Annotated in this window: 18 protein-coding genes; 9 read left to right on the top strand and 9 right to left on the bottom strand. The window is 61.3% G+C overall.

Going from position 1 to position 17346, the window contains the following annotated elements:
* Window positions 1–11 precede the first annotated feature (11 nt).
* From R3217_00090 to queF, 5 genes are all read right to left on the bottom strand, one after another.
* A complete protein-coding gene (locus R3217_00090) occupies window positions 12–353 on the bottom strand; it encodes a polyhydroxyalkanoate synthesis regulator DNA-binding domain-containing protein (GenBank protein ID MDX1453836.1) in 342 nt (113 codons plus the stop codon).
* A gap of 151 nt (window positions 354–504) precedes the next feature.
* Window positions 505–1407, bottom strand: coding sequence for a tRNA glutamyl-Q(34) synthetase GluQRS (gene gluQRS, locus R3217_00085; protein MDX1453835.1), 903 nt, complete (start codon window positions 1405–1407; stop codon window positions 505–507).
* A 67-nt stretch (window positions 1408–1474) separates the two neighbouring features.
* On the bottom strand, window positions 1475–2164 hold the full coding sequence (dksA, locus tag R3217_00080; GenBank protein MDX1453834.1) for an RNA polymerase-binding protein DksA: 690 nt from the start codon (window positions 2162–2164) through the stop codon (window positions 1475–1477).
* Window positions 2165–2224: 60 nt separating this feature from the next.
* Entirely contained in the window at window positions 2225–3028 is an 804-nt protein-coding gene (gene cysZ / locus R3217_00075) for a sulfate transporter CysZ (protein MDX1453833.1), read from the bottom strand.
* Between the two features lie 7 nt (window positions 3029–3035).
* Complete coding sequence (queF, locus tag R3217_00070) at window positions 3036–3425, bottom strand: preQ(1) synthase (protein MDX1453832.1); 390 nt, start codon at window positions 3423–3425, stop codon at window positions 3036–3038.
* 143 nt (window positions 3426–3568) lie between these two features.
* Here queF and smc point away from each other — a divergent pair, with 143 nt between their 5' ends.
* From smc to ligA, 3 genes are read left to right on the top strand one after another with little or no spacing between them, the layout of a single operon-like run.
* On the top strand, window positions 3569–7072 hold the full coding sequence (gene smc, locus R3217_00065) for a chromosome segregation protein SMC (protein MDX1453831.1): 3504 nt from the start codon (window positions 3569–3571) through the stop codon (window positions 7070–7072).
* 2 nt (window positions 7073–7074) lie between these two features.
* Entirely contained in the window at window positions 7075–7815 is a 741-nt protein-coding gene (zipA, locus tag R3217_00060) for a cell division protein ZipA (protein ID MDX1453830.1), read from the top strand.
* A 48-nt stretch (window positions 7816–7863) separates the two neighbouring features.
* On the top strand, window positions 7864–9885 hold the full coding sequence (ligA, locus tag R3217_00055) for an NAD-dependent DNA ligase LigA (protein MDX1453829.1): 2022 nt from the start codon (window positions 7864–7866) through the stop codon (window positions 9883–9885).
* Between the two features lie 248 nt (window positions 9886–10133).
* Here the strand turns inward: ligA and R3217_00050 are convergent, their stop codons facing one another.
* From R3217_00050 to R3217_00035, 4 genes are all read right to left on the bottom strand, one after another.
* Window positions 10134–11030, bottom strand: coding sequence for a peptidylprolyl isomerase (locus R3217_00050; protein MDX1453828.1), 897 nt, complete (start codon window positions 11028–11030; stop codon window positions 10134–10136).
* 70 nt (window positions 11031–11100) lie between these two features.
* Entirely contained in the window at window positions 11101–11349 is a 249-nt protein-coding gene (locus R3217_00045; protein ID MDX1453827.1) for a BolA family protein, read from the bottom strand.
* A 35-nt stretch (window positions 11350–11384) separates the two neighbouring features.
* The gene (locus R3217_00040; protein ID MDX1453826.1) at window positions 11385–11675 is read right to left on the bottom strand and encodes a YciI family protein; all 291 of its coding nucleotides are present in this window, start codon (window positions 11673–11675) and stop codon (window positions 11385–11387) included.
* Between the two features lie 2 nt (window positions 11676–11677).
* Window positions 11678–12247, bottom strand: a complete 570-nt coding sequence (locus tag R3217_00035; protein ID MDX1453825.1) for a septation protein A — start codon at window positions 12245–12247, stop codon at window positions 11678–11680.
* 114 nt (window positions 12248–12361) lie between these two features.
* Here R3217_00035 and R3217_00030 point away from each other — a divergent pair, with 114 nt between their 5' ends.
* The 6 genes from R3217_00030 to R3217_00005 all read left to right on the top strand — a co-directional run.
* Window positions 12362–12982, top strand: a complete 621-nt coding sequence (locus tag R3217_00030; GenBank protein ID MDX1453824.1) for an L-threonylcarbamoyladenylate synthase — start codon at window positions 12362–12364, stop codon at window positions 12980–12982.
* Window positions 12983–13100: 118 nt separating this feature from the next.
* Window positions 13101–13748 (top strand): site-2 protease family protein, encoded by a 648-nt coding sequence (locus tag R3217_00025; protein ID MDX1453823.1) that lies wholly within the window; start codon window positions 13101–13103, stop codon window positions 13746–13748.
* Between the two features lie 12 nt (window positions 13749–13760).
* A complete protein-coding gene (locus R3217_00020) occupies window positions 13761–14969 on the top strand; it encodes a tryptophan--tRNA ligase (GenBank protein MDX1453822.1) in 1209 nt (402 codons plus the stop codon).
* Window positions 14970–15161: 192 nt separating this feature from the next.
* A complete protein-coding gene (locus tag R3217_00015; protein ID MDX1453821.1) occupies window positions 15162–16013 on the top strand; it encodes a segregation/condensation protein A in 852 nt (283 codons plus the stop codon).
* A gap of 40 nt (window positions 16014–16053) precedes the next feature.
* Window positions 16054–16905 (top strand): SMC-Scp complex subunit ScpB, encoded by an 852-nt coding sequence (gene scpB / locus R3217_00010; protein ID MDX1453820.1) that lies wholly within the window; start codon window positions 16054–16056, stop codon window positions 16903–16905.
* A gap of 55 nt (window positions 16906–16960) precedes the next feature.
* Window positions 16961–17346, top strand: a 386-nt coding sequence (locus R3217_00005; protein MDX1453819.1) for a S4 domain-containing protein, incomplete at its 3' end; no start/stop codon positions are given.

Raw genomic sequence — 17346 nt, 5'->3', positions numbered from 1 at the left:
TTGTAGAGAAATCAGGCGTGTTGTGCGACGCGCGGCACGTTCGCCGGCTCGGGCAGCTCGCGCAGTGCGCCAAGCAGCTGGGGTTCGACTTCGTTCTGCTGGTAGGCGCCATACGCGCGAATCAATGCGCCCAGGACTTCCGGGCCCAGCAGTCGGGCGTCGGTGCTTTCGAGTTCGCTGACGACCTGCAGCAGCACCGAGGTGGTGATGTCGGTGTCGCTGCGCCGCTCGATCACCTGGAACGGAACTTGCTGATCCACCAGCTGCCGAATCTCGGCCAGGGTGATGTATCGGCTTTCCTGCGTGTCGTAAAGGCGACGATTCGGGTATTTCTTGATGATTCTGCTGCTCATCCGGTATTCCTGCCCCGTGAGAAAGTTCTGCAAGCAACAGCGGTTGCTTGCTGTTTCCCTGTCAGACAGGGCCTGGACGGGCGAGTTCCCGAGAAATGCAGAAAAATCGACGGCCTGGATGCCGAGGTATCAAACTGGGCCTGGATGCCCATCAAAGTGGGCCCAGCGCCGCCTCGTGGGTGAAGCTGGCGGGATTCCAGGCGGGCAGGGCCCAGGCCCAGATCTCTTCGACCGGGGCGCCAGCCAGCTCGGCTGGGGGCTGCTGGCCAAGCAGGTCCAGGGCCTGGTGGAGTGCCCGTCCGGGGGCCTGGAGGTCGATGCCCGGGCTGCCGCCTTGCTTGGCGTATTTGTCGCCGGCCGCGGTGAGCAGCAGCGGGTGGTGGGCGTAGCGCGGAACGGGCCAGTCGAGTTGCTGGTAGATCCAGGCCTGGCGGGGTGTGGACAGCAGCAGGTCGGTGCCCCTGACCACGTCGGTCACTCCCAGCTCTGCATCATCCACGACCACGGCCAGCTGGTAGGCCCAGTAGCCATCGGCTCGGAGGATGACGAAGTCGCCGATGTCGCGCTCGAGGCGTTGCAGCTGCTCGCCTTGCCAGCGATCCATGATGCGGATCGGGGCGTTGTCGGTGCGCATGCGCCAGGCCTGCCGCGGCCGCTGTCTTGGCAGGCCGGCACGGCAGGTGCCCGGATAGACCGGGCCTTCGATGCCATCCGCTGCCACGGCAGCGATCTCCTTGCGGGAGCAGATGCAGGGGTAGACCAGGTCGCGTTGCTTCAGGTATTCGAAGGCCTGCTGGTAGGCGGCGTCACGGTCGGACTGGAAAACGATGTTGCCATCCCACTGGAAACCGAGGGTTTCCAGTGCGCGGCAGATGCTCGCTGCACTGCCGTCCACTTCGCGTGGCGGGTCAAGGTTCTCGATCCGCAGGTGCCAGCGGCCAGCATGGCTGCGGGCATCAAGAAAGGACACAACCGCGGCAACCAGGCTGCCCATGTGCAGTTCGCCGGTAGGCGAGGGGGCGAAGCGACCTATGTAATCGGGTGATTCCGGCATGCGGGCAATCATAGCGTGGAAACGAAAACGGGGCGCAAGGCCCCGTTTTGCAGTGAGTGCGTGATGCTCAGTTGCGCATCTGCTTTTCGCGAATTTCGTCCAGCGTCTTGCAGTCGATGCACTGGTCTGCGGTCGGTCGTGCCTCCAGCCGGCGCACACCGATCTCGACACCACAGGTTTCGCAGAAGCCGTAGTCGTCGGCATCGATGTGGCGAATCGAGGAGTCGATCTTCTTGATCAGCTTGCGTTCGCGGTCGCGGGTCCGGAGTTCCAGCGAGAACTCGGATTCCTGCGTGGCACGATCGTTCGGATCCGGGAAGTTGGCTGCCTCGTCCTGCATGTGGTGCACGGTGCGATCCACTTCCTCCATCAGCTCGCGCTTCCAGGCCTTAAGAATCTCCCGGAAGTGATCGAGCATGGCATCGCTCATGTACTCCTCGGACTTCTTCTGCTGGTAGGGCGTGAAGCCAAGGTGTTCGGCAGCAGCACCACCGGCAGCGGCCAGTCCCTTGGACTTGCGCTTGGTGGCCGGCTTCTTTTTCGGCGCAGCCTGCTTGGCCGCCGCCTTCTTCTTGGGCGCAGCTTTCTTGGCAGCAGCCTTTTTCTTGGGAGCCGCCTTCTTGGCCGCAGCTTTTTTCTTTGCCGGGGCCTTCTTGGCTGCCGTCTTCTTGCTTGCAGCTTTTTTCTTGCTGGAGGCCTTGGTCGTGGCCTTCTTCTTGCTAGCTGCCTTCTTAGTGGCTTTCTTCTTCGCCGCCATTATCAGAAATCTCCGCTGAAACCGGTCTTGAAAGGACCGTGGGTTTATACAGTATGCGTGCTACTGCCGCAAGGCGGCTTGCGTGGATGAGTCATCCGGGCTCGGACCATTCGAAGCGGTACCGTTGCCCGCGTCGGAATCCAGCCGCTCGGACCAGAACGAGACCGCGCCGGCGACCGCCGCCGGCATCACGAGGAAGTTCAGCAGCGGCACCAGGGTGGCGCCCGTTGCAGCCGCCCCGAAGCCCATTGCGGCCCAGCGGTGGCGGCCCAGCAGGCGTCGTTGGCTGGCGAAATCGAGACCCTGGTTAGCCAGGTGGAAATCCGAGTACTCCAGCGACAGCATCCAGGCAGAGAAGGCGAACCACAGCAGGGGCACCAGTGGCGCGAGCGGCGTCCAGATCAGCACCAGGCTGATCACGCCGAGGCCCAGCGCCCGAACCAGGAAGTACAGCAGCTTGCGAACCTCCTGCTTGACGTCGGTCAGCATCTGCTTGAGCAGCGGCTGATCACCGTCCTTTGCTGCTGGCAGGCCCAGTGAAATGGCAACGCGCTCCGCCAGCAGGCCGTTGAACGGCGCACCGATCAGGTTGGCGACCAGGGTGAAGGTGTAGAACACCAGCAGGACTGCCAGCAGGCCGAACAGCAACCAGGCCAGCCAGGCCAGCCAGGCCAGCCACTCCGGCAGGTCCGGCTGAAGCCAGCCCAGCAGCTGGTCGAAACGGTCGGCGGCCAGCCAGATCAGGCCGCTGAATACCAGCAGGTTGATACTGAAGGGGATCAGCACGAACCAGCGTACACCCGGCTGGCGGATGAGCTTGAAGCCCTTCAGGAGATGTTGGATACCGTCGGCTACTGTCTGCATGCGGACCTCAGGGCAGCTCGACCGGCACCGGCGCCGTCCAGCCGTCCTTGCGGTGTTCGGCAATTACGTCTGTCCAGATGCCGCCACGCACGTTCCACTTGCCCGTCAGGCGCATGAACCGTGGCTGGGTGGCTGCGACCAGGTCGTCGAGGATGCGATTGGTCATGGCTTCGTGGAAGCCGCCTTCTTCACGAAAGCTCCACATGTAGAGTTTCAGCGATTTCAGCTCGACACAGAGCTCGTCGGGCACGTATTCGAGCAAAAACTCAGCAAAATCCGGCTGTCCCGTCTTGGGACAGATGCATGTGAACTCGGGGAGCTCCATTCGGATGGTATAATCCCGGCCGGCTCGCGGATTCGGGAAGGTTTCCAGGTCTTTACTCGGGCGAGTACTCATAATAAAACGTCCTGTCAGTACCAGTGAGTCAAGGCCGTCGAGGCAGACGGCGTTGCAGGGGCGGGCATTTTAACACCGAAGCGCGGCAAAGACTGCGCCTCCATGGACACGGCGGGCAAACCGCCAACACAGCCAGGGCAATCATGCGTCTCAGAACGATCAAACTTGCAGGATTCAAATCCTTCGTCGATCCAACCAATATCAATCTCCCCAGCAACCTGGTCGGCGTGGTCGGCCCCAACGGTTGCGGCAAGTCGAACGTCATTGATGCCGTGCGCTGGGTGATGGGCGAATCCTCGGCCAAGCACCTGCGCGGTGATTCCATGGCCGACGTCATCTTCAACGGGTCGCATGCGCGCAAGCCGGTCGGCACGGCGTCGGTGGAACTGGTGTTCGACAACTCGGATGGGTCCGTCGGCGGCCAGTTCGCGAGCTATTCGGAAATTTCCGTCAAGCGCCAGGTGACGCGCGATGGCACCTCGCAGTATTTCCTCAACGGCACGCGCTGCCGTCGCAAGGACATCCAGGACATCTTCCTCGGTACCGGCCTTGGTCCGCGCAGCTACGCCATCATCGAGCAGGGCATGATTTCACGCCTGATCGAGGCAAAGCCGGAAGAGCTGCGCGTGTTCCTGGAAGAAGCGGCCGGCATTTCCAAGTACAAGGAACGCCGCCGTGAAACCGAGAACCGCATCAAGCACACGCGCGAAAACATCGATCGACTCGATGACCTGCGCGGTGAAATCGAAAAGCAGATTGCCCACTTGCAGCGGCAGGCGCGCACCGCCGAGCGTTACAAGGAACTGAAGTCCGTCGAACGCCGCCAGCGGGCCGAACTGCTGGCACTGAAGTGGCATGCACTCGACGAACAGGTCGGTGTGCAGGATCGCAATATCAACGAAAAGCAGAACCTGCTGGAAGCCGGCATCGCGGACCAGCGTTCGGTCGAGCTGGATATCGAGAAGACCCGCGAAGCCAGCGTCGAAGCCAATGACGCCTTCAACGAAGTGCAGGGTCGTTTCTATGCCGTGGGCGCGGACATCGCGCGCATCGAGCAATCCATCCAGCATGGCAAGGAAATGCGCCAGCGCCAGGAGCGTGAACTCGCCCAGGCCGAGCATTCCCTGCAGGAAGTCGAAGGCCATATCAATCGTGACAAGGAACAGCTCGGCGATGTCGATGCCGCGCTGGCCGAAATGGAGCCAGGTCTCGAGCGCCTGCGCAATGCCGAAAAGGAATCCGGCGAAGCCTTCTCCGCGGCCGAAGAAGCGATGCAGCAATGGCAGAGCGCCTGGGATGCCTTCAACAAGGATTCCTCCGAGGCTTCGCAGTCGGCCACGGTCGAGCGCACGCAGATCGAATCACTGGAGCGACAGGTCCAGCAGATGTCGACGCGCATTGCCAAGCTGGACGAGGAAGCGAAGACCCTAGACCCGCAGGCATTGAACGAAGAGCTGGAACGCATGGCGGCTGCCGAACGGCAGGCGGCCGAAGCGCGCGAGAAACTGCAGCAGGAACTGGACGAAGTGCTGGCGCGCATCACCGGCCTGCGCGAGCAGGACAAGGAAATGACCCAGGCGCTGCATGCCAAGCGCAGCGAACTGGAAAACGGCAAGGGCAGGTTGTCCTCGCTGGAAGCCTTGCAGCAGTCTGCACTGGGCAAGAGCCGCGATGCGGTGAATGACTGGCTGGCTGGCCACTCCCTGGAATCCCTGCCGCGCCTGGCCGAAAAGCTTGACGTGGAAGCAGGTTGGGAGCGTGCGGTCGAAACGGTATTGGGGCATTACCTCGAGGCCGTCTGCGTCGAGGAAATCAGCGACCTGGATTCGGCGATTGCCGAGCTCACCTCGGCATCCGTGACGCTGGTGGACGGCAATCGTCCGTCGGGTGCAAGCAATGCGGCGGATGCATTGTCCGGCAAGGTATCGGGCGACGCGGCCGTTACCGGCCTGCTGGTCGGCGTGAAGACGGCCGACAACCTGGACGCGGCACTGCGCATGCGAGCATCGCTGGCAGCCGGTGAATCCGTCGTCACGCCGGATGGCGTGTGGCTGGGTGCCAACTGGATTCGCATCAATCGCGAGGAAGACGAGCACGCTGGCGTGCTGGCGCGCGAGCAGGAGATCAAGACGCTCAAGGAGCGCATGGTCGCGATCGAAAACGAAGTAACCGAGCTGTCCGCTCAGCAGGAAGTGAATCGCGAACAGTTGAAGGATGGCGAACTGCGGCGCGAAGAGCTGCAGAGCGAGGTCAACCGCGCACATCGCTCGCATGCCGATGCCAAGGCGCAGTACGAGGCTCGCAAGGATCGCCAGGACCAGTTGAAGAAGCGTGCCGACGAGGTGAATGCCGAGCTGGCCGAACTCAACAAGGAAATGGACGAGCACAGCGAAAGGATTCGCGAAACGCGAGCGCGCCTGGCCGACTCCATGTCGAGCCTGCAGGGCTTCGAAGCAGACCATGAAAAGCTGCTGGCCAGGCGTGACGAATTGCGCGCCGAGCTGGACCGTGCCCGTGCCAAGTCGAAGGAAGACCGCGAGGCCGTGCACGAGCTGGCCCTGAAGGTCGAGTCACGCAAGTCCATGCGCGAGTCCACGCAACGCAACCTGGAACGCATGCAGATGCAGCTGGACCAGATCACCACGCGTCGCAGCGAGCTGAAGGCTACGCTGGAAAACAACGACTCGCCGGTGGAAGGCCAGAAGGAGCAGCTGGAAGAGCTTCTGGAGAAGCGCGCCAAGGTCGAGATCGAACTGAATGAAGCTCGCAGCAAGGTCGAAGAGCACGATGTGCAGTTGCGCAACCTGGAGCAGGAGCGTGGCGCCAAGGAAAAGCGTGTCGTGCAGCTGCGCGAGGAACTGAGCCAGCTGAAGCTTGATTCGCAGGAAATGCGCGTGCGTCGCCAGACCCTGAAGGAACAGCTCGACGAGATGGATTTCGAAGTCGAGAAGCTGTTCGAGGAAATGCCGGAAGAGGCGAATGTCGACAACTGGCAGCAACAGGTCGATGACATTACCCGCAAGATCGACCGGCTCGGCCCGATCAACCTGGCGGCCATCGACGAGTTCAAGGAACAGTCCGAGCGCAAGGAATACCTCGATGCGCAGTACGAGGACCTGATCGAAGCGCTGACCACGCTGGAGAATGCGATCAAGAAGATCGATCGCGAGACGCGCACGCGTTTCAAGGAGACCTTCGATCGCGTCAATACCGGTTTACAGAAGAACTTCCCGAAACTGTTCGGTGGGGGGCATGCCTATCTCGAGCTGACCGGCGAGGAACTGCTGGACGCCGGTGTCACCGTGATGGCTCGCCCGCCGGGCAAGCGCAACAGCACCATTCACCTGCTGTCGGGCGGCGAAAAGGCGCTGACAGCTGTCGCGCTGGTGTTCTCGATCTTCGAATTGAATCCGGCACCGTTCTGCATGCTCGACGAGGTCGATGCACCGCTGGACGATGCCAACGTGGGTCGCTTCTGCGCCATGGTCAAGGAAATGTCCGAGCGCGTGCAGTTCATCTTCATCACCCATAACAAGGTGACCATGGAACTTTCCAAGCAACTGACCGGCGTCACCATGCACGAGCCTGGCGTGTCTCGCCTCGTGGCCGTCGACGTGGACGAAGCCGTGCAGATGGCGGCCATGTAATCATGTCTGAATTGCGATTGATTCTTCTTGGTATCGGTGCCGTTGTGATTGCGGGTATCTACCTGTACTCGCGTTACGTGCGCAGGGAAGAAGAGGCGTTCGATCGCGAGAACGGGGACTGGAGCCTGCCGGATGGCGAGGATCCGATCGGTCCTGCAGCCGAAGCGCGACAGGAACCGGCAATGGGCGATCGTGACGCCGAGCTGTTCGACGATGAGGAGCTGCCCTCCATTCGTGCAACCGGCAGCAGGGCTGACAGTTCGGACGATCATGCCACCAGTGCGGCGAGCAGGGCATCGAATGGATCGCCGCCTGCCGGCGAGAAGATCATTGCGCTGAGCATCCTGCCGAGCGATTCCAGCGGCCGTTTCCAGGGGAACCACTTGCTGGACATCTTCGAGCGCGCGGGACTGGTCTACGGCCGCTTCGATGTCTTTCATCGCATGATCGAAACGGATGATGGTCCGCAGTCGGTGTTCAGTGTCGCAAGCGCGACAGAACCGGGCAGTTTCGACATCACCGAGATGGCGGACCAGACTTTCAAGGGCTTGAGCCTGTTCATGCTGCTGCCGGGTCCGCAGGGAGGCGTTGCCGCCTTTGCCGACATGCTGGCGACAGCCAGGCGCATCGCGCAGCAACTGGGGGCCGAAGTTACCGACCAGCAGCGCAGCACCCTGACCAAGCAGACCGCGCATCACTTGCGCGAAGAGATCATTGCTTTCGAGCACCAGGCGCGGAGCTGATCGCCCGGTATCGAACCACCAGTCACCAGCCGCGAAACGGAAAGCCCGATGAGCAAGACCGTGCAGCAGGACAGCCAGCGAATCGATGCCTTGCGCGAACAGATTCGCACACTCAACTACCACTACTACGTGCTGGACGATCCGCAGGCTTCGGATCCGGAGTACGACCGCCTCATGGCGGAACTCAAGGCGCTGGAAGACCGGCACCCCGCGCTCGTCACCGACGATTCACCCAGCCAGCGTGTTGGCGGCAAGGCCGAGGAGGGCTTTGCCGAGGTTGTGCATGCAGTGCCGATGCTTTCCCTGGACAATGGTTTCGAGGAGCAGGACATCGCCGATTTCGACCGGCGTGTCCGCGAGCGGCTGGAAGGCATCGACTCCGTCGAGTACTTCTGCGAACCCAAGCTGGACGGGCTCGCTATCAGCATTCGATATGAAAAGGGCAGGCTTGTGCGGGCGGCGACACGTGGTGATGGCCGCACGGGTGAAGACGTGACCGCCAATGTCCGCACCATCAAGAGCGTGCCGCTCAGGCTGCAAGGTGATGGTTTCCCCGACGTTCTCGAAGCACGCGGCGAGGTGTTCATTTCGCACGCCGGATTCGAGGCGATGAACGAGCAGGCCCGCCGCGATGGCAGCAAGCTGTTCGTCAATCCGCGCAATGCGGCCGCCGGCAGCCTGCGACAGCTCGATTCCTCGCTGACAGCGGCCCGTCCGCTGGAAATCTATTTCTATGGTGTTGGCGAAGTTTCCGAGAGCCTCGCCGAGCGTCACAGCGAAATGCTTGATCGAATGAAGTCCTTCGGCTTGCGGATCAATCCCGAGGTGAAGCTGGTCGAGGGAGCCGCCGGCTGCCTTTCCTATCATGCAGACATGGCCAGTCGTCGGAGCTCCCTCGCTTACGATATCGATGGCGTGGTCTACAAGGTCGATCGCCTGGACCAGCAGCGCGAGCTTGGTTTCGTGTCGCGCGCGCCACGCTGGGCCATCGCCCACAAGTTTCCGGCCCAGGAAGAGACGACCGTCGTGCGAAATGTCGATTTCCAGGTGGGTCGAACCGGGGCGCTGACGCCTGTCGCAAGGCTCGAGCCGGTATTTGTCGGTGGTGTCACGGTCAGCAATGCGACGTTGCACAACATGGATGAAATCGAGCGACTTGACGTGCGTGTTGGTGACACGGTCATCATCCGTCGCGCCGGCGATGTCATTCCGGAGGTCGTGAAGGTGGTCGCCAGCAGGCGACCGAAGACCGCGAAGCGGGTCAGCATGCCGACGCAATGCCCGGTCTGTGCGTCGGATGTCATCCGCGAGGAGGGCGAGGCGGTTGCGCGGTGTACCGGGGGGCTGGTCTGTGCGGCGCAACGCAAGGAGGCCCTGAAGCATTTTGCATCACGCAAGGCACTCGATATCGAAGGCCTGGGTGACAAATTGATCGAACAGTTTGTCGACGCCGACCTGCTGCACAGTCCGGCTGATATCTATCGGCTGCGCAAGCACGCCGACACCTTGAAAGAATGGGACGGCCTGGGCGAAAAGTCCGTGGACAAGTTGCTGGCATCCATCGAGAAGAGCCGTGCAACGACGCTGCCGCGTTTCCTGTTCGGACTGGGCATCAGGGAAGTGGGCGAGGCGACGGCCCAGCAGCTGGCGCTGCATTTCGGTTCGCTCGACAAGTTGATGTCGGCCGAGATCGAAAACCTGGTTCAGGTGCCCGATGTCGGCCCGATCGTGGCAAGCCGCATCCATGATTTCTTTTCCGAATCGCACAACCGTTCGGTGATCAAGGACCTGGTGGCAGCGCTTCGGTGGGACGATCTCGACAGCGTCGGGGATGGGCCGCGACCGCTCGAAGGGCTGACCTTTGTCATTACCGGTACGCTGGACTCCATGACGCGCGATGAAGCCAAGCAGCAATTGCAGGCGCTGGGCGCGAAAGTCACCGGCAGCGTATCGAAAAAGACCGATTTCCTGGTTGCAGGTGAAGCGGCAGGTTCGAAGCTGGCCAAGGCTGAATCGCTGGGCGTGCCGGTTCTCGACGAGGCGGGATTGAAGAAGAAGCTTGCCGAGTAAGTTGCGACATGCCTTCCCCTTGGCGCGCATAAAAAAAGCCGGTGCAGAGCACCGGCTTAAACCTCATCGACCGTAGGAGCACTTTACGAAGAGGCAGGAACCGAGATTGTCGGTTGGCGACGGGATTGCGAGGTTTCCCTTCGCGTTCCGGCAATCTCGGGAATCACGTTAACAATCCGGTCCTGTCTCGAACGTGACCCGCTTCACGCTTCAGGAATCGGAACACGGCGTGCAACGGTCGAGTTAACTTATTCTGCCGCTTCCGGTGCTTCCTCGGTTCCTTCGGCATCGGCACTGCCGGTGTCGACAGCCGGTCCGGACTTCTCGATGTTTGCATCATTGCGCAGCACGTTGATGTATTCCTGGATCTTCTGATTGGTCAGGAAGCGCTCGATCTGCGGCTTGATGTCTTCGAAGGCCGGCGGGGGCACATCGCGCGACTCCTCGCGACGAATCACGTGCCAGCCGAACTGCGTCTGGACCGGGGCGGCACTGATGCTGCCGTCTTCCATGTTGCCAACCGCTGTGGCGAAGGGTTCGACCATCTGGCTCGGTGCGAACCAGCCGAGGCTGCCGGCACTCTGTTCGGCGCCGGGTTCGATGGAACGTTCCCGTGCCAGGGTTTCGAAGTCGGCACCCTCATCGAGTTCGGCAATGATGGCATTGGCCGTCTCTTCGTCTTCGACCAGGATGTGACTGGCCTTGAACTCCTGGCTGCCCAGCTCGGCAACGCGCGCTTCATACTCGGCGCGCAGCGTGTCTTCGCTGATCGGATCCTGTTCGAGGTAGGCGGTCATGCTGGCATCGGCCAGACCGGTGGCACGCTGGAAGGCCAGTTCCTGCTTCAGCGGTGCGCGCTGGTCGAGACCCTGGTTCCGTGCTTCCTGCGCCAGCAGCTCGATATTGATGAGTTCGTTGACGATCTGCTCGCGCATCTCGGGATCCAGCTGTTCGACCGGCATGCCGGTGCGTCGCTCGGCATAGAAGGCCACGGCTTCCTGCGTGACCGGCTCGCCGTTGACCACGGCAGCAGCGTCGGCAGGGGTCTCGGCAGTTGTCGTGCCTGACTTGTCGGAACCGCAAGCTGCCAGCAAGGCGAGTGCCAGGGTGAGTACGGCGCCTTTCAAGGCGTTCATTGCATTCATGTAAATCTCCATTGGTATCGCGTGAGAATTTCGCTGGTCGCATCCCTGCACCAGCAGTGTGACTGTGCTGTCAGCCTTCGCCAGGCGCCTCGGCGTCGATGCTCAGCGCATGGATGTCGGTATTCATCATGTCGCCCAGGGCGGCAAAGACCGTTCGATGGCGCTGCAAGGATGACATATCGCGAAATTGCTCGCAGGCGATTCGCAGCCGGAAATGCCCCCGTCCATCGGCAGCCCCGGCATGGCCGCGATGGCGAGCCGATTCGTCCTCGATCTCCAGCAGGGTGGGCGACAGCGCGTCTTCGAGCAGCGCCCGCATCCTGGCAATGCGCTGCCTGTTGGTGTCTTCCAGGTTCACGGCAGGACTTTCTTGAACGGCTTGACGACGACATCCGCGTAGACGCCGGCATCGCGGTAGGGATCCTCGCTGGCCCATTGTTCGGCCTCAGCAAGCGAGTCGAATTCGGCAACGATCAGCGAACCGCTGAAGCCGGCTGCCGGGTCTTCACCCAGCGGATGCGGTCCTGCCAGCAACAGCCGGCCCTCGTCACGCAGGACTTCGAGGCGTGCCAGGTGGGCTGGTCGGGCAGCCTGGCGTTTGTCGAGGCTGTCCGCGATATCAGTCGCGATGATGGCGTAGTGCATGCTCAAGACTCCTTTTTCTCGTCCGCATTGTCCTCCAGCACATCGTCCGGAAGGTGCCTTGCCAGGTAGACGCCCTGCAGCAGGGCGAACAGCAGGGTCAGGCCGATCACGCCCCAGGTCTTGAAGTCGACCCAGTCATCGGTCGAGAAATAGTGCATGACATAGAGGTTGATCAAGCCGATGACCGTGAAGAAACCGATCCACAACAGGTTGAGGCGGCGCCATACACCGGCGGGCAGTTCGACCGCCTCGGACATCAGCCGCTCGACAATGGTGCGGCGTTCGCCGACGTAGGCCGAAGCGAGGAAGCCGGCGGCAAACAGCCAGTTGACGATGCTGACCTTCCACTTCAGGAATTCCTCGTCCTGCAGGATCAAGGTGATACCACCGAAAACAAGCACCAGCACGGCGCTTATCAGGTGCATTTTCTTCACTTCACGGGTGCGCAGCCACTGGATGAGAAGCTGGGCAAAGGTGGCAACAATGAATACGCCGGTCGCGACGAAGAAATCGGTCAGCTTGTAAGCGACGAAAAACAGCAGGACCGGAAAGAAATCGAATAATTGCGACATGTTGTCCCTGGTGTCGTGGAATGGGTCAGGCGCGGTATCATAGCAGCCCGGCTGCCGGCATCGAAACGGCAGCACTCCAGATATCCGGCGCAAGGCAGCTACCCAGGGGCAGGCATGAGCCAATACTTCGAAATCCATCCCGACACGCCACAACCGCGCCTGGTCAAGCGAGCGGTGGAAATCATCCGCGCGGGCGGGGTGATCGCCTATCCCACGGATTCGCGTTATGCACTGGGATGTCACCTTGACGACAAGCCGGCGATGGAGCGGCTTGCCCGTATTCGCCAGACGGACAAGGACCACAATTTCACCCTGGTCTGCTCCGACCTGTCCGAGATCGCGCGCTATGCGCGGGTCGATAACTGGGCTTTTCGTCTCTTGAAAGCGCACACGCCAGGGCCGTTCACGTTCATCCTGAAGGCCAGCAACGAACTGCCACGGCGCCTCCAGAACCCCAAGCGCAAGACCATCGGCATCCGTGTGCCGGGCCATCCTGTTGCGCAGGCCTTGCTGGCCGAGCTGGGCGAGCCACTGATGAGCTCGACCTTGTGGCTGCCGGGCGACGCGTTGCCGTTTACCGAGGGCTGGGAGATTCGCGAGCGCTTCGAGCACGAGCTGGATCTTGTCATCGACGGCGGGCATTGCGGCATCGAACCGACCACCGTGGTCGAGCTGGACAAGGGTGCGGTCAGGGTGTTGCGCCATGGCCAGGGCGATGCCTCGGCGTTCGACTGATGCGTCCGGCCCGCAGGTGGTCAAAAAGTCACCAACCCGTGCCCAGATAATCCGCCTGATTGCGCCTGCAGGCTAGGAGCCCGGCCGCCCGCCTGCGTATAATGCCGGGATGTCCGATATGTCCGAAATCCTGCGCCAGATCAGCATCTGGGCGGTTCCCACGATCTTTGCCATCACGGTCCACGAGGTCTCGCACGGCTACGTGGCGAAGCGCTTTGGTGATCGCACGGCCGACATGCTCGGACGGCTCACACTGAACCCGGTCAAGCACATCGACCCGGTCGGTACGATCCTGGTACCGCTGGTCTTGCTGATCCTGCCGACCGGTTTCATTTTCGGCTGGGCCAAGCCCGTGCCGGTGGCAATGCGCAACCTGCGCAACCCGAAACGTGACATGGCGATTGTTGCGGCCGCGGGGCCGGCGTCGAATTTTGCCATGGCCCTGTTCTGGGGAATTGTCGCGAAGATTGCCGATGTCATCGCCGTCGCCAGCGTATCGCCCTGGCTGGTGCGCGTCGGCCTGGCGGGCATCGTCATCAACCTGGTGCTGGCGGTGCTGAACCTGCTGCCGGTGCCGCCGCTCGATGGTGGTCGGGTGCTGAGCGGCCTGCTGCCGAATCACCTGTCGGATCGTTACGATCGCATCGAGCCGTATGGCTTTTTCATCATCGTGGGCCTGCTCGCCTTTGGCGTCCTTGGCCTGCTGATCGGTCCGCCGATCAATTTCTTCATGGACCAGATACTTTTCATCACGGGGTTGAGGTAGACATTGAATACCATGGTTGATTCCGCACAACGCGTCATGTCCGGCATGCGCCCGACCGGCGCCCTGCATCTCGGTCATTACCGTGGCGCGCTGAAGAACTGGCTGAAGCTGCAGCATGAATACGATTGCACGTTCGTGGTCGTGGACTGGCATGCGCTGACTACCCATTACGAAGATCCTCAGGACATCGAAAAGAACACCTACGAAATGGTGATCGACTGGCTGGCAGTGGGTATCAGTCCGTCGCAGGCGAACATCGCCATCCAGTCCAAGGTGCCGGAAATCGCCGAATTGCACCTGCTGCTGTCGATGGTGACACCGCTGGGCTGGCTGGAGCGTGTGCCAACGTACAAGGAACAGAAAGAGAACCTGACCGAACGTGACCTCAACACCTACGGTTTTCTTGGTTACCCCTTGCTGCAGGCAGCCGACATTCTCGTCTACAACGCCGATCTGGTGCCTGTGGGCGAGGACCAGGTGCCGCATATCGAAATGGCACGGGAGATAGCACGTCGTTTCAATTACGTGTTCGGTCGCGAACCGGATTTCGAAGCCAAGGCCGAGGCGGCCGTGAAGAAGCTGGGCGGCAAGAACGCCAAGGTCTATCGGGAAATGCGTCGCCAGTACACAGAGGAAGGCAATGACGAAGCGCTGCTGAAAGCGCGTGCCTTGCTGTCGGAAAACCAGAACATTACCAAGGGTGACCGTGAGCGCCTGCTGGGCTACCTGGCCGGCATCGGTCGCACCATCCTGCACGAGCCGGGTGTGTTGCTGACCGATACGCCGAAGGTGATCGGCCTGGATGGTCGGAAGATGTCGAAATCCTATGGCAATGCCATTGCATTGCGCGAGGATCCGGAGTCGGTCGAAAAGAAGATGCGCACCATGCCGACCGATCCGGCACGCGTCCGCCGCACCGATCCGGGTGATCCGGAAAAATGCCCGGTATGGGAATTCCACAAGGTCTATTCTGACGAGGACACCCGGAACTGGGTCAAGGAAGGCTGCACGTCCGCCGGCATCGGCTGCATCGACTGCAAGATGCGGGTGATCGACAAGGTGAACGAAGAGCTCGAACCGATTCGCCAGCGGGCGGCGGAATTCGAGCAGGATCGCGACCTGTTGCGTTCGATCGTGACCGAAGGGTCGGAGTCGGCACGCGACATGGCGCGCGAGACACTGGAAGAAGTACGCAATGCCATTGGCATCAGCTATCGTTGATGACCTTCGCTGATCTGCCAGGTGCGATCAGCCGGGGTGGGGAAACACATGCAAAGTGACGCAAGCGAACAGCAGGATCATCGGGACGGCGAGCAGGCCGAGGCGACTGATGTCGAAGTCAGTGGCGAGGTCAGCGTGACGCCGGAGGGTGGTGTTGCCCTGCAGGCAACCATCAGTCCCGAGCAGGGCGAGATGCCGTTTGCGCTGGTGCTGGGCGAACCTGTCACCACGATTCCGCGTGACCTGTACATCCCGCCGGATGCACTGGAGGTATTCCTCGAGGCTTTCGAGGGCCCGCTGGATCTCCTGCTGTACCTGATCAAGCGCCAGAATCTCGATGTGCTGAACATTCCGATTGCCGAGATCACGCGGCAGTACATGGAATACATCGAGTTGATGAAGGAAATGCGCCTGGAGCTGGCAGCCGAGTATCTCGTCATGGCCGCAATGCTGGCCGAGATCAAGTCCCGCATGCTGTTGCCGCGACCGGTCAGCGAGGACGACGACGAGGACGATCCGCGGGCCGAACTGGTACGTCGCCTGCAGGAGTACGAGCGCTTCAAGACGGCGGCCGAAGACATCGATTCGCTGGAGCGGCTGGGTCGTGACGTCTACAAGGCCGAGGCCGAGGTGGTTGACCGGCGGGTTGTCGAAATCCTGCCCGATGTCACGCTGAAGGAAGTGCTGGTGGCGTTCAAGGATGTTCTGCGCCGCGCCGAAATGTTCCAGCACCATCACGTGCAGCGCGAAGCGCTCTCGGTCAGGCAGCGCATGTCGGACGTGCTCGGCCGCTTGCAGGACAAGGAAGGCTACTCGGATTTCTCGTCGCTGTTCGATCCCGAGGAAGGTCGCCTGGGTGTTGTTGTCACCTTCCTCGCCATGCTCGAGCTGCTGAAGGAGAAGCTGGTGGAGATCGTGCAGGCCGAACCGTTCGCACCGATTCACATGCGAGCTGCGGCCAACGTCACAGAATTCGATGAAGAGAATTTCGAAACCGACCTGGATGACGACATCCGGGACAGCGTAAGGGAACAAAACGACTGAACCGCCATGCGGTACGGTCCCAACGTGAATTGGCAGGAAAATGAACCAGGATCAGATCAAGAACATTGTCGAGGGCGCCATGCTGGCGGCCGGTCGCTCGCTGTCGCTCGATGCCATGCAGGCACTGTTTGCCGAGGATGGCCAGCCGGACAAGGGCACGCTGCGCAAGGCCATCGACGCCTTGCAGGAAGACTTCCAGGACCGCAGCATCGAAATCAAGGAAACCTCGAGCGGTTATCGCATCCAGGTGAAGCAGGACTATTCGCAGTGGGTATCGCGGCTCTGGGAGGAGCGTCCGACTCGCTATTCACGTGCCTTGCTGGAGACGCTGGCCCTCGTTGCCTACCGACAGCCCATCACGCGTGGCGAGATCGAGGAAGTGCGTGGTGTCAGCGTGTCGAGCTCCATCATTCGCACCCTGCAGGACCGCGACTGGGTTCGCGTGGTCGGGCATCGCGATGTTCCTGGTCGCCCGGCAATGCTTGGGACGACCAAGACCTTCCTTGATTACTTCGGCCTCAAGACGCTTGACGAGCTTCCGACGCTGGCCGAGCTGCGTGACATCGACAGCATCAATGTCGAGCTTGACCTGGATGGTGATGATGACCACGGTGGCGCAGCCAATGATGGCGCTGCACCTGTGGACGAAGCCGCCGAACTGGAGCACGACGATGCCGAGGAATCAATTGCCGTCGAAGTGCATGCCGATGGCCTGAATGTTGACGACGCCGAGATGGCGGAGGAGGGCGAAGATGCATCGCCGCAAGAAGAAGACGAGTCGGAAGAAGAGTCAGACGACGACAACTACGACGACGAAGACCACTCCGGGGAAAACGGGGAAGAAGACGGCGCAGCGAAAGCTCACGAACAAGAGCAATCGCAAGGCTCCTGAACATCAACCGCTGAATCCGGCCGAGCTGTCGCTGTCGCCCACCGAGCCGCAGCGATTGCAGAAGCTCCTTGCGCAAGCGGGTTTGGGCTCGCGCCGCGAGATCGAAGGCTGGATACGTGAAGGCCGAGTGATCGTCAACGGCGAGGCGGCCGAGCTGGGTCGCAAGGTCCTGCCCACCGACGAAATCGATATCGGTGGTCGTCGCATCCGGCTAGCCAAGCGCCTCGACCAGGCACCGCGAGCCATCCTTTATCACAAGCCCGAAGGCAAGCTCACCTCGCGCAAGGATCCGCAGGGTCGGCCCACCGTGTTCGACGACCTGCCGGAACTGAAGGGTGGTCGCTGGATCGCCATCGGGCGTCTCGACATCAATACCACCGGACTGCTGCTGTTTACCAACGATGGTGCACTGGCGGACAGGCTCATGCATCCCTCGTCCGA

This window comes from Gammaproteobacteria bacterium, from assembly GCA_033720895.1.
Classification (GTDB): Bacteria; Pseudomonadota; Gammaproteobacteria; order Natronospirales; family JAJUFS01; genus JAWWBS01.
The sequence above is the reverse complement of the archived record's forward strand: the minus strand, read 5'-3'. Positions and strand labels throughout refer to the sequence as shown.